The sequence below is a fragment of the Streptomyces ambofaciens ATCC 23877 genome (assembly GCF_001267885.1).
In the GTDB taxonomy this organism is placed as follows: Bacteria; Actinomycetota; Actinomycetes; order Streptomycetales; family Streptomycetaceae; genus Streptomyces; species Streptomyces ambofaciens.
Genome location: NZ_CP012382.1, coordinates 6,382,821 through 6,395,312, shown reverse-complemented (window position 1 = coordinate 6,395,312; position 12,492 = coordinate 6,382,821). Strand labels below are relative to the sequence as shown.

Genomic DNA, 12,492 nt, shown 5'->3' with positions numbered 1-12,492 from the left:
CGCCTGGCGGTGTCGGCCCTACGCCACCGAGCCGATGCGTCCGGCCGGTGCCGTGGGGCCGTCGTGGTGGATGGGGGTGTGCGCGCCGGTCAGGGAGGCACCGGTGCCCCCGCGCCGGGTCGCGACGATCTCGGCGGCGATGGAGAGGGCCGTCTCCTCGGGGGTGCGGGCGCCGAGGTCGAGGCCTATGGGCGACCTGAGGCGGGTCAGCTCCAGGTCGCTCACGCCGACCTCGCGCAGGCGGGCGTTGCGGTCCAGGTGGGTGCGGCGGGAGCCCATCGCGCCGACGTACGCCACCGGCAGGCGCAGGGCCAGCTTGAGCAGGGGCACGTCGAACTTGGCGTCGTGGGTGAGGACGCACAGCACGGTGCGCGCGTCGACCTCGGTGCGCCGCAGGTACTCGTGGGGCCACTCGACGACGATCTCGTCCGCCTCGGGGAAGCGGGTGGCGGTGGCGAAGACGGGGCGCGCGTCGCACACCGTCACGTGGTAGCCGAGGAACTTGCCGGCCCGGACCAGGGCCGAGGCGAAGTCGATCGCACCGAAGACGATCATGCGGGGCGCCGGGACGGAGGACTCGATCAGCAGCGTGAGCGGTGCTCCGCAACGCGACCCCTGCTCTCCGATGTCCAGGGTGCCGGTGCGTCCGGCGTCCAGGAAGGCGCCGGCCTCGGCGGCCACCGTGCGGTCCAGCTCGGGGTGGGCGCCGAAACCGCCCTCGTGCGAGCCGTCCGGGTGGACGACGAGTGCGCGGCCGGTCAGTTCCGCCGGACCGCTCACGATCCGCGCCACCGCCGCCGCCTCACCTCGCGCGGCGGCGGTGAGCGCGGCGGCGTACACCGGGCGGGCGGGATCGGCCGCCCGTACCGGCGTGACGAGGATGTCGATGACGCCGCCGCAGGTCAGACCCACGGCGAAGGCGTCCTCGTCGCTGTAGCCGAAGCGCTCGAGCACGGTCTCGCCGTCCTCCAGCGCCTGCCGGCACAGCTCGTACACGGCCCCCTCCACGCATCCGCCGGACACCGAGCCGATCACCGTGCCGCCGGCGTCCACCGCGAGGGCGGCTCCGGGCTGGCGGGGGGCGCTGCCGCCGACGGCCACCACGGTGGCCACGGCGACGTCGCGTCCCTGCTCGACCCACCGGTTCAGCTCTTCGGCAATGTCCAGCATCTGTCGGTCTCCTTGGACGAGAGGTAGGGGAAGGGTTCCCGATGCGGCGGCTAGTGCACGCCCAGCCAGCTCTCGATCGGGTTGAGGGCGAAGTAGACGACGAAGATCACCGTCAGGGCCCACATGAACGCGCCGATCTCCCGGGCCTTGCCCTGGGCGACCTTGATGGCGACGTAGGAGATGACGCCGGCCGCGACGCCCGCCGTGATGGAGTACGTGAACGGCATCAGGACGACGGTCAGGAAGACCGGGATCGCGGTGGCCCGGTCGGCCCAGTCCACGTGCCGGGCGTTCATCATCATCATCGCCCCGATGACGACCAGGGCGGCCGAGGCGACCTCCTGGGGCACGATCGCGGTGATCGGCGTGAAGAACAGGCAGGCCGCGAAGAACAGGCCGGTGACGACCGAGGCGAGCCCGGTGCGGGCGCCCTCGCCGACGCCGGTCGCGGACTCGACGAAGACGGTCTGGCCGGAGCCGCCCGCCACACCGCCGATGGCACCGCCGGCGCCGTCGATGAACAGCGCCTTCGACAGACCCGGCATGCGGCCCTTGTCGTCGGCGAGCTTGGCCTCGGTGCCGACGCCGATGATGGTGGCCATCGCGTCGAAGAACCCGGCCAGCACCAGCGTGAAGACGATCATGCCGACCGTCATCGCGCCGACCTCCCCCCAGCCGCCGAACTCGAGCTCGCCGAAGAGCGAGAAGTCGGGCATGGAGACGGCGCTGCCGTGCAGCTCGGGCGCTCCGTTGGCCCACTGCGCGGGGTCGATGACCCCGGTGGCGTTCAGCACGGAGGCGACGACGGTGCCGGTGATGATGCCGATCAGGATCGCGCCGGGGGTGTTGCGCGCCTGGAGCATGAAGATCAGGAGCAGGGTGCCCGCGAAGAGCAGGACGGGCCAGCCGGCGAGTTCGCCGGTGGGGCCGAGGGTCAGCGGGGTCGCCTCGCCCGCGTGGACGAAGCCGCCCTTCACCAGGCCGATGATCGCGATGAACAGGCCGATGCCCATGGTGATGCCGTGCTTGAGGGCGAGCGGGATCGCGTTCATGATCATCTCGCGCAGCCCGGTGACCACGAGCAGCATGATCACCACGCCGTACATCACACACATGCCCATGGCCTGCGGCCAGGTCATCTGGGGCACGACCTGCCCGGCGATCACTCCGGACACCGAGAGTCCGGCGGCCAGGGCGAGGGGCACCTTGCCGACGAAGCCCATCAGGAGGGTGGTCAGCGCCGCCGCGAACGCCGTCGCGGTGATCAGGGCCTTCTGGCCCAGGGTGTCCCCGGCGGCGTCCTTGCCGGACAGGATCACGGGGTTGAGCAGGACGATGTAGGCCATCGCCATGAAGGTGGTGATGCCGCCGCGCACCTCACGCGCGACCGTGGATCCTCGGTGGGTTATGTGAAAGTACCGGTCGAGCCAAGACCTGCCGGCGGGGACGCGGGAACCCGGTCCCGCCTCCTCGGCGGTGGTCTTGGGCTCCACTGACTGCTGGGTCATGGGGCCGTCTCCCAAGGTTCAAAGGGGCACCCGCGCGAGTCCGCTGGGGCGGCTGCGGGATTTGGGATGTGCACGACCCGGGGGACGGCCCGAGACGAACGCATGGGTGGTGGTACGTGTGCGTGTGGCGCTACGAGGCCCGCGAGCGGAGCGGAACCCGGGATGTGCTCCGGGCGGCGCGGAGTGTGTGACGTTCCGTGCGCCGCCCGGAGGGCCTGCTCACGCCTTGCCGGTGAGGTGCTCCGGTCGTACGGGCGTGCGGTCGAGCGTCAGCCCGGTCGCGTTCCGGATGGCCGCGAGGACCGCCGGGGTGGACGACAGGGTGGGTGCCTCGCCGATGCCGCGCAGCCCGTACGGCGCGTGGTCGTCGGCGAGTTCGAGCACGTCGACGGGGATGGTCGGCGTGTCGAGGATCGTGGGCAGCAGGTAGTCCGTGAAGGACGGGTTCCGCACCTTCGCCGTCTTGGGGTCGACGACGATCTCCTCCATCACCGCGATGCCCATGCCCTGGAGGGTGCCGCCCTGGATCTGGCCGACCACGGAGAGCGGGTTGAGCGCCTTGCCGACGTCCTGGGCGCACGCCAGCTCGACGACCTTGACCAGGCCGAGCTCGGTGTCGACCTCGACGACGGCGCGGTGCGCGGCGAAGGAGTACTGGACGTGGCCGTTGCCCTGGCCGGTGCGCAGGTCGAAGGCCTCGGTCGGCCGGTGCCGCCACTCCTCCTCGACCTCCACGGCCTCGCCCTCCAGGACGTCGACCAGGTCGCCGAGGACCTCGCCGCCGTCGGTGACGACCTTGCCGGCCTCCAGGAGCAGCTCGGCGGTGGCCCAGGCGGGGTGGTAGGAGCCGAACTTGCGCCGGCCGATCTCCAGGACCTTCTCGCGGACCAGCTCGCAGGCGTTCTTCACGGCGCCGCCGGTGACGTACGTCTGCCGGGAGGCCGAGGTCGAGCCGGCCGAGCCGACCTGCGTGTCGGCCGGGTGGATCGTCACCTGCGTGACGCCCAGCTCGGTGCGGGCGATCTGCGCGTGGACGGTGACGCCGCCCTGGCCGACCTCCGCCATGGCGGTGTGGACCGTGGCGACGGGCTCCCCGCCCACGACCTCCATGCGCACCTTGGCGGTGGAGTAGTCGTCGAAGCCCTCGGAGAAGCCGACGTTCTTGATGCCGACCGCGTAGCCGACGCCGCGGACGACGCCCTCGCCGTGCGTGGTGTTGGACAGGCCGCCCGGCAGCTGCCGTACGTCGGAGCCCTCGCTGGACTCCCACTGGCGCTCGGGCGGCATGGGCATCGCCTTGACGCGGCGCAGGAGTTCGGCGACCGGGGCGGGCGAGTCGACCGGCTGGCCGGTCGGCATGATCGTGCCCTGCTCCATGGCGTTGATCCGGCGCAGCTCCACCGGGTCCATGCCGAGTTCCTTGGCCACCTTGTCCATCTGCGCCTCGTAGGCGAAGCACGCCTGGACCGCGCCGAAGCCGCGCATGGCGCCGCAGGGCGGGTTGTTGGAGTAGAGGGCGATGGCCTCGATGTCCACGTCGTCGATCACGTAGGGGCCGACCGACAGCGAGGAGGCGTTGCCGACGACCGCCGGGGAGGCGGACGCGTAGGCGCCGCCGTCCAGGACGATCCGGCACTTCATGTGCGTGAGCTTGCCGTCCCTGGTGGCGCCGTGCTCGTAGGACAGGCGCGCGGGGTGGCGGTGGACGTGGCCGAAGAAGGACTCGAAGCGGTTGTAGACGATCTTGACCGGCTTGCCGGTGCGCATCGCCAGCAGGCAGGCGTGGATCTGCATCGACAGGTCCTCGCGCCCGCCGAACGCGCCGCCGACGCCGGACAGCGTCATCCGCACCTTGTCCTCGGGCAGGCCGAGGACCGGGGCGATCTGCTTCAGGTCGGAGTGCAGCCACTGGGTGGCGACGTACAGTTCGACGCCGCCGTCCTCGGAGGGCACGGCGAGGCCGGACTCGGGGCCGAGGAAGGCCTGGTCCTGCATGCCGAAGTAGTACTCGCCCTTGACGATCACGTCCGCCTTCTTGGCGGCCTCGTCGGCGTTGCCGCGGACGATCGGCTGGCGGTGCACGATGTTGGGGTGCGGGACGTGGCCGATGTGGTGGTCGTCGCGGTTTTCGTGGACGAGGATCGCGTCGGGGGCGGTGGCGGAGGCCTCGTCGGTGATGACGGGCAGCTCCCGGTACTCCACCTTGATCTTGGCGGCGGCGCGGCGCGCGGTCTCCGGGTGGTCGGCGGCGACGATGGCGACCGGCTCGCCGTGGTGGCGGACCTTGCCGTGCGCGAGGACCGGGGTGTCCTGGATCTCCAGGCCGTAGTTCCGCACCTCGGTGGGCAGGTCGTCGTAGGTCATGACGGCGTAGACGCCGGCCAGGGCGAGGGCCTCGCCCGTGTCGATGGACAGGATCTCGGCGTGCGCGACCGGGGAGCGCAGGATCTGGCCCCAGAGCATGTCCTCGTGCCACATGTCGGACGAGTACGCGAACTCGCCGGTGACCTTGAGGGTGCCGTCCGGGCGGAGCGTCGACTCGCCGATACCGCCCTTGGTCTTCGAACCCTGGGTGATTTTGGTGGGTGCGCCGTTGGCAGCCATGCTCAGACCCCCTCGGACTGGCGGGCCGCGGCCAGCCGGACCGCGTCCATGATCTTCTCGTAGCCCGTGCAGCGGCACAGGTTGCCCGACAGCGCCTCGCGGATGTCCGCGTCGGTCGGGTTCGGGTTGCGCTCCAGCATCTCGTCGGCGGCGACCAGCAGGCCGGGCGTGCAGAAGCCGCACTGGACGGCGCCGGCGTCGATGAACGCCTGCTGGATGGGCGCGAGTTCGGTGCCCTCGCCGGTGTGCGAGTCGCTGCCCGCGGCCTGCCAGCGCTTGGCCTCGTCGAGCGAGGTCCCCTGGCCGCCGCAGGCGCCGGTCGCGCAGCCCTCGGCGCGCTGTTGGGCGAAGTCGGCCAGGCCCTCGACCGTGACGATCTCGCGCCCCTGCGCCTGGCCGGCCGCGACCAGACAGGCGCAGACCGGGACGCCGTCCAGGCGGACCGTGCAGGAGCCGCACTCGCCCTGCTCGCAGGCGTTCTTGGAGCCGGGCAGGCCGAGCCGCTCGCGCAGGACGTAGAGGAGGGACTCGCCCTCCCACACGTCGTCGGCTTCCTGCGGACGTCCGTTGACAGTGAAGTTGACGCGCATTACGCGGCTCCCTCCGTGGTGTGGCGGGCGCCGCGGTACGACTCCCAGGTCCAGGTGAGCGTCCGGCGGGCCATGACGCCGACCGCGTGGCGGCGGTAGCTCGCGGTGCCCCGGACGTCGTCGATCGGGTTGCAGGCGGCGGAGCACAGGTCCGCGAACTGCTTGGCCACCGACGGCGTGATGATCTTGCCGTTCTCCCAGAAGCCGCCCTCTTCGAGCGCGGCGTTCAGGAATTCCTCGGCGGCCTTCGCCCGTACGGGCGTGGGGGCCGCCGAACCGATGCCGGTACGGACCGTGCGGGTCTCGGGGTGCAGGGCGAGACCGAAGGCGCACACGGCGATGACCATGGCGTTGCGGGTGCCGACCTTGGAGAACTGCTGCGGGCCGTCGGCCTTCCTGACGTGCACGGCGCGGATCAGCTCGTCGGGTTCGAGCGCGTTGCGCTTGACGCCCTTGTAGAACTCGTCGATCGGGATGAGGCGCTTGCCGCGCACCGACTCGACCTCGACCTCCCCCCCGGCGGCGAGCAGCGCGGGGTGCGCGTCGCCGGCCGGGGAGGCGGTGCCGAGGTTGCCGCCCACGCCGCCGCGGTTACGGATCTGCGGGGAGGCGACCGTGTGCGAGGCGAGGGCGAGTCCGGGGAGTTCGGTGCGGAGGCTGTCCATGATCCGGGTGTACGGGACGGAGGCGCCGAGCCGCACGGAGTCCTCGCCGACCTCCCACTCGCAGAGGTCGCCGATGCGGTTCAGGTCCATCAGGTACTCGGGCCTGCGGTGATCGAAGTTGATCTCGACCATCACGTCGGTGCCACCCGCAATCGGCACAGCGGTGGGGTGCTCGGCCTTCGCGGCGAGCGCCTCCTCCCAGCTGGCGGGGCGAAGGAAGTCCATGACCGGCTCTCTTCTTCGTCTTCGTCTGGTGGTCGTGCAGATTGAGCCAATCCGTGTGCGGCGGGCCCGGCTCGTTCATGTGCTGTTCACGTGGAGTGGCCTCAGTACACCGCCCGCTGCTCCACCAGGGTCAGTCGCAGAAACCATGAAGGAGTTGGCTGGCCAGCACGGGCATCTTGTAGATTCGTATGAAAGGAGGCCCTCCGTAACCTCCTGACATTCCTATGGTCCCTCCGGAAATCGGGCGACACAGCCGCGTGACCTGGAACACTTCGAGACAAAGAACGGCGGCGACGAGAATGCGGCTGCGCGCACTGCTGGACACCGACGCGCTGGGCCTCAAGCTGCTCGGCGGCGAGGACGAGCTGGACCGCTCCGTGCGGGGCGTGATGACCACCGACCTGCGGGACCCCAGCCGCTACCTCTCCGGCGGGGAGCTGGTCCTCACCGGCCTCGCCTGGCGCCGGGACGCCGCCGACTCCGAGCCGTTCGTCCGCCTCCTCGTGCAGTCCGGCGTGGCCGCCCTGGCCGCCGGCGAGGCGGAGCTGGGGAGCGTGCCGGAGGACCTGGTGGCGGCGTGCGCGCGGCACCGGCTGCCGTTGTTCGCGGTGAACGAGTCGGTGGCCTTCGCGACCATCACCGAGCACGTGGTCCGCCAGGTCTCCGGCGAGCGGGCCGGGGACCTCGCGGCCGTGGTCGACCGGCACCGCCGGATGATGACCTCCGGCCCCGCGGGCGGCGGCCCCGACGTGGTCCTCGACCTGCTCGGCACGGACCTGGACCTGCGGGCCTGGGTGCTCTCGCCGACCGGGCGGCCGGTCGCGGGCCCCAAGGACGCGGGTCCCGTGCTGCCGTCCGAGGTGTGCGCGAAGCTGGCGGCGGAGCACCTGGCGGCCACCCGGGCGGGCCGGCGGGCACCCCACCGGGTGTTCCTGGGCCCGACGGCGTACAGCCTCTTCCCGGTGCGTGCCTCGGGGCACCGCTCGACGGGGGCGGGCGCGGCGCGCGTCCCGCAGGCCGCGCGGGACGTGCGCGAGACGGTGCTGTCCGACTGGCTGCTGGTGGTGGAAGCGGACGCCGGGGACTGGGCCGAGGAGCGGCTCGACCTGCTCTACGGCGTCACGCAGCTCATCGCCGTCGAACGCGACCGGCGGGACGCGGCGCGCACGGTGCGGCGGCGGCTCGCGCAGGAGGTCCTGGAGCTGGTGCAGACGGGTGCCGCGCCCGCCGAGATCGCGGCGCGGCTGCGGGTCGCGGCGCCGGTACTGCTGCCGGGCCTCGGCGCGGCCCCGCACTGGCAGGTCGTGGTCGCCCGGGTCGAGTGGGAGAACGACGACTCCGAGACCGGTCCGGTCGCCCAGACCCTGCTGGAGGAGATCCTCGTCGACCCGCTCGCCACGGGTCCCGAGCACTCCGACCGCATCGCCGTGGCCCACACGGGCGACGAGGCCGTCGCCCTCGTGCCGCTGCCGGCGGTCTCCACCGAGCACGACGGCTCCGAGACCGGCATCCTCGCGGACGTGCTCCTGGAGGCCGTACGGGAGCCGCTGTCGGCGGGGCTGGACGGCGACGGGCGGGTCACGCTCGGCGTCAGCGCCGCCGTGCACTCGGCGGAGGGGCTGCGCGGCGCGCTGGAGGAGGCGCGGCACGCGCGGCGGGTCGCGGCGGCGCGCCCCGGCCGGGTCTGCGCGGCCGGCCACCAGGAACTGGCCTCGCACGTCCTGCTCCTGCCCTTCGTCCCCGACGACGTGCGCCGGGCCTTCACCGCCCGGCTGCTGGACCCGCTGCGGGACTACGACCGCCGCCACCGCGCCGAGCTGATCCCGACCCTGGAGGCCTTCCTCGACAGCGACGGCTCCTGGACGCGCTGCGCGACCCGGCTCCATCTGCACGTCAACACGCTGCGCTACCGCGTCGGGCGGATCGAGCAGTTGACGGGGCGTGATCTGTCGCGCCTGGAGGACAAGCTGGATTTCTTCCTGGCACTGCGGATGAGCTGAGCCGCGGGACGCGACCCCGCCCGCGACGGTCCCGAACCCGCGGGCCGTCAAGTCCCACGACTTTGTGAAAAGTTTCACCCATCCCCTTGGCCGGGCCGCCGGATCCGTGCTGAGATGCGGCCACCACTCGAGAGCTCGATGGCGTGCTAAGGGGAGGGCGACGTGGCGCATTCCGCCATGGCTGGTTCTGGTTGGGGAACGACCGAGGGTGACGATCCGCTCCAGACCGCCGTGTGGCGGTTGCGTTCGCGCGCCTGCTGGTCCGACGCGGCGGCCCTGCTGGAGCCGGTCACCGCGGCCACCGCGTTGCAGCGGACCGCGCTGCTGGTGGAGCGGTGCCTGTACACGGAGCAGGGCTGGGCGGACGCCGAGGACGCGCTGCGCACCGCCGAGGCGCTGGCCGACAGCGACGACGAGCGCGGGGCCGCCGCCTGCGAACGCGGTCAACTGGCCTACGCCGCCACCGTGCACGGGGTGCGCGACCGCTCCGACGAGGCGCGGGCCGCGCTGGGCCGGGCGGCGGCGCTGATCGCGCCGGGGGCGAGGGGGCGGGCGCTGCTGGACTTCCGGCGGGGGCTGCTCGCGGAGAACCTGACCCGGTCGCCGCAGGCCGCCAAGGCGGCGTACCGGCGCGCCCACGCCGGCGCCACCGCGCAGGGCGACCCGCTGCTGCAGTCCGCCACCTGGCGTCATCTCGCCGGACTCGCCCTGCGGGAAGGAGAGATGGCCGAGGCCCGGCACGGCTTCGCCGAGTCGCTGCGCATCCGGGAGGAGCTGGGGTACCTGGTCGGTACGGCACCCGCGCTGGTCTCGCTCGCGGACGCCGAGTCGGAGCCGGAGGCGTCGCGGCTGCGGGAGGAGGCGCGGCGCCTGGTCCGGCTGCTCGGCGGTGTGCCGACCTGGCTGGCCCGGCACCTGGCACCGCCGGCCGCGGGCGCGGCGACCGCGTGAGCGTGCTCAGGAGGACCTGCTCCAGCGCGGTTCCGTGACGGCCCAGGCCGCGTCCCACCGGGCGAGGTTGACGCGGTGCAGCACCATGCCGGTGACCCCGTGGGCGGCGAGGCCGGTGAGGGCCACGCCCAGGAAGGCGAGGATCGCCCAGCCCGTCGCGCGACTGCGGATCTGGTCGCCGGTCAGCGGCGGTTCGGTGATCTCTCCGGCCGCGTCGACCCAGACCAGGACGGTGCTGTCCGCGGGCAGCCCCGGTTCGACGTCGGTCTCCCCGGTCCGGGCCGCTCCGTCCGGGCCGGTGAACCGCACCTCGACCGGGTACCGGGTCCTCTTCGCCTCCGCCGACCCCGGCTCCGGATGGCGCGGGGCGTCGTGGACGAGGACGGCGGGGCGGTGGTCCCGCGTGCGTGCCTGCTGTTCGGCGGTGGCGCGGTAGTGGCGGTGGGCCGCGTCGCCGACCGCGAACATCGCCGCGGGGGCCGCCGCCAGGACGGCCAGCAGCAGGCCCAGGGCGATCCAGGCGTGCAGCCGGTCGGTGCGGCGCCGCAGGGGGTTGCGCCGCCACCGCCACAGCACGTGGTGGGGGTGCCCTTCGGGAGCGGGCACGGGATCGAGGGGCGGTGGCTGTGCCCGGGGTGTCTCGCCGGCCACGGTGCGCCTCCTTCCAGGATCGGTCAGCCGGGCCGTCGACGGCGGGACGGCCTCGACGGCGGGACGGCCTCGACGTCGGGACGGTCTCGACGTCGGGGGGCCGAAAGGGGGCCCCGCCCGGCCGCGCCGGCGGCCCCCAGCAGGCCCCCGCCCGACCGAACCGCCGGACCCGAGGGGCCCATGGCCCGCCGGGCCCCCGGAGTCGAGCGGCCCACGCCGGACCCGAGCCACCGGAACCGGGCGGCCCATGGTCGACCGAACCGCCCGATCCGAGCGGCCCATGGCCCGCCGGGCCCCCGGAGTCGAGCGGCCCACGCCGGACCCGAGCCACCGGAACCGGGCGGCCCATGGTCGGCCGGGCCACCGGCCCTGGGCCTGTCCTGCGGCCGGGCGCATCGTGGGGGTCGGGTCGGGTCGGGTGCGGTTCGCGGGCCCGCCGCGTCGGGGCGCCGGGTGGATTCGGGTCAGTGCGGGTGGTCGGCCGGGGGGTCCGTGCCCGTGACGGGCGGGTGGGAGTGCGCGGCCGCCAGGAGCTGGGCGGCACCGCGGACGGCGGCCGTGTGCGGGGCCGGCACGGCGCGCAGCGGGGTGTGCAGCACGTCGGCGAGGTGGCAGGTGATCTCGGGACGCAGGGCGCCTCCCCCCGCCAGCAGCGGACCCCGGCCCAGCGCGTCGACGGTGAAGGACGTGCGGTCCTGCCGCAGCATCGAGGTCGTCATGTCGGCGACCGCCTCGCCGATCGCCGCCGACGGGGTCGCCTCGTCGAGGTCCCCCGTGCCCAGCGCGGCGCGGCGCGCGTCGAAGACGGCGCCGTCGACCAGGAGCACCACCTCGGTGAGGCGGGCGCCGAGGTCCACCACGAGCAGCGGCCGGGACAGGTCCGCCCCCGCCGCGAGGGCGACCGCCCGAGCGCTCGGGACGGTCAGCACACCGCGGGGCCGCAGCACCTCCACGGCCGTCCGGGCCTGCGTCCGGTAGGCGTACCCGTCCAGCACCGGCGCGGTCAGCACGACCAGCGGACGGGCGAAGCGGGGCAGCCGGTGGGCGAGGAGCCGGCCGAGCATGCGCGCCGCGCCCTCGGTGTCCACGAGGGAGCCGCGCTGGACGGGGTACACCGCCCCGGTGCCCGGAAAGGTCACCGTCGGCACGTCGAGGATCAGTCCCCGCCCGGCGACCCAGGCGCGGGTCCGGGCGCTGCCCATGTCGAGGGCGACGCCGCCGCGGTGCCAGGGCAGCGGCCACGGCAGGCGCCGGGAGTAGGAGGGCAGGCGGACGGCGGTCATCGTCCGGCCTCCCTCACCTGCTGGCAGCGAGCGCAGTAGCGGGCCTGCGGCACGATCATCAGGCGCTCGCGGTCGACGGGACGCCGGCACAGGTGGCAGGAGCCGTAGCGGCCCCTCGCCATGCGGTCGAGCGCCGCTTCCACGTCGGCGAGGACCATGCGCGCGGAGGCGGCGAGCTCGGCCCGCACCTCGGTCTGTGCGGCGGACCGCCGCCGGCGCGCCTCGTCGGCGCGGGCCGGTACGGTCGCGATCTGCCGCAGCTGCTCCTCACGGAACAGCCGCTGTTCGCGCAGGCTGTCCCGGAGCACCGCGAGGTCCTCGGGCGACAGGCGCGTGTCGTGGTCGTCGATGATCGGGTTGTTCACCACTTCACCCCTCGGGCAGGGCGGGAGACGCGGGCCGGACGGACGGTGGTCAGGCGGCGGCGCGGCGCTGGCAGGCGACGCAGTACCGCGTGTAGGGGAGGATCTCCAGCCGCTCCCCCGGGACGGGCTTCCCGCAGCCCAGGCAGGTGCCGTAGCTGCCGCCGTCGACCCGCGCGAAGGCCGCCTCGATCTCTTTGAGCACCCGCTCGATGGCGTCCTTCTGCGCGACCGTCAGCTGGTCGTCCGCCTGGCCGCTCTCCCCTAGGGCCTGAAGCTGGGTCAGCCGGGTGTTGCGCGCGTGTTCGAGGCGCTGGCGTGCCTCGTGAGCGGTCAGCCGCTCGGGGCGGGGTTCGGTGCGGGAGGCGTCGAGCGACACGGTGCGTCCTCTTCTCGGAAGGATCTGCGGGTAGGGCGGACGCCGGGCCGATCGGGCCCGGTCGTCTTCCAGCCTGGCCGGGCCGGCGGGGGAAACCCATCGGG

11 protein-coding genes are annotated in these 12,492 nt (G+C 73.5%); 2 read left to right on the top strand and 9 right to left on the bottom strand.

Annotation, left to right across the window (positions count from 1 at the left end):
- Window positions 1–18: 18 nt before the first annotated feature.
- The 5 genes from SAM23877_RS28040 to SAM23877_RS28020 all read right to left on the bottom strand — a co-directional run bounded on the left by SAM23877_RS28040 (window position 19) and on the right by SAM23877_RS28020 (window position 6,762).
- Window positions 19–1,170: an XdhC family protein gene (locus SAM23877_RS28040; RefSeq protein ID WP_053139120.1), complete on the bottom strand. Its 1,152-nt coding sequence runs from the start codon at window positions 1,168–1,170 to the stop codon at window positions 19–21.
- A 50-nt stretch (window positions 1,171–1,220) separates the two neighbouring features.
- The gene (locus tag SAM23877_RS28035; RefSeq protein ID WP_053139119.1) at window positions 1,221–2,678 is read right to left on the bottom strand and encodes an NCS2 family permease; all 1,458 of its coding nucleotides are present in this window, start codon (window positions 2,676–2,678) and stop codon (window positions 1,221–1,223) included.
- A 219-nt stretch (window positions 2,679–2,897) separates the two neighbouring features.
- Window positions 2,898–5,282: a xanthine dehydrogenase family protein molybdopterin-binding subunit gene (locus SAM23877_RS28030; protein ID WP_053139118.1), complete on the bottom strand. Its 2,385-nt coding sequence runs from the start codon at window positions 5,280–5,282 to the stop codon at window positions 2,898–2,900.
- Between the two features lie 2 nt (window positions 5,283–5,284).
- The gene (locus SAM23877_RS28025) at window positions 5,285–5,872 is read right to left on the bottom strand and encodes a (2Fe-2S)-binding protein (RefSeq protein WP_053139117.1); all 588 of its coding nucleotides are present in this window, start codon (window positions 5,870–5,872) and stop codon (window positions 5,285–5,287) included.
- Window positions 5,872–6,762, bottom strand: coding sequence for an FAD binding domain-containing protein (locus SAM23877_RS28020; RefSeq protein WP_053139115.1), 891 nt, complete (start codon window positions 6,760–6,762; stop codon window positions 5,872–5,874). Before SAM23877_RS28020 ends, SAM23877_RS28025 begins: the two co-directional genes overlap by 1 nt.
- Before the next feature lie 299 nt (window positions 6,763–7,061).
- Here SAM23877_RS28020 and SAM23877_RS28015 point away from each other — a divergent pair, with 299 nt between their 5' ends.
- Both SAM23877_RS28015 and SAM23877_RS28010 read left to right on the top strand, forming a co-directional pair.
- Window positions 7,062–8,762, top strand: a complete 1,701-nt coding sequence (locus SAM23877_RS28015) for a PucR family transcriptional regulator (RefSeq protein WP_053139113.1) — start codon at window positions 7,062–7,064, stop codon at window positions 8,760–8,762.
- A gap of 162 nt (window positions 8,763–8,924) precedes the next feature.
- Window positions 8,925–9,713 (top strand): hypothetical protein, encoded by a 789-nt coding sequence (locus SAM23877_RS28010; RefSeq protein ID WP_053139111.1) that lies wholly within the window; start codon window positions 8,925–8,927, stop codon window positions 9,711–9,713.
- A 6-nt stretch (window positions 9,714–9,719) separates the two neighbouring features.
- Here SAM23877_RS28010 and SAM23877_RS28005 read toward each other — a convergent pair whose 3' ends face one another.
- The 4 genes from SAM23877_RS28005 to SAM23877_RS27990 form a co-directional block, all read right to left on the bottom strand.
- Window positions 9,720–10,364, bottom strand: coding sequence for an Rv1733c family protein (locus SAM23877_RS28005; protein ID WP_053139109.1), 645 nt, complete (start codon window positions 10,362–10,364; stop codon window positions 9,720–9,722).
- Window positions 10,365–10,828: 464 nt separating this feature from the next.
- Window positions 10,829–11,647, bottom strand: a complete 819-nt coding sequence (locus SAM23877_RS28000; RefSeq protein WP_053139106.1) for an acetate and sugar kinases/Hsc70/actin family protein — start codon at window positions 11,645–11,647, stop codon at window positions 10,829–10,831.
- On the bottom strand, window positions 11,644–12,015 hold the full coding sequence (locus SAM23877_RS27995) for a TraR/DksA family transcriptional regulator (RefSeq protein WP_053139104.1): 372 nt from the start codon (window positions 12,013–12,015) through the stop codon (window positions 11,644–11,646). The genes SAM23877_RS28000 and SAM23877_RS27995 overlap by 4 nt, the downstream gene beginning before the upstream one ends.
- Before the next feature lie 46 nt (window positions 12,016–12,061).
- Window positions 12,062–12,388 (bottom strand): TraR/DksA family transcriptional regulator, encoded by a 327-nt coding sequence (locus SAM23877_RS27990; RefSeq protein ID WP_053139103.1) that lies wholly within the window; start codon window positions 12,386–12,388, stop codon window positions 12,062–12,064.
- Window positions 12,389–12,492: the final 104 nt, after the last annotated feature.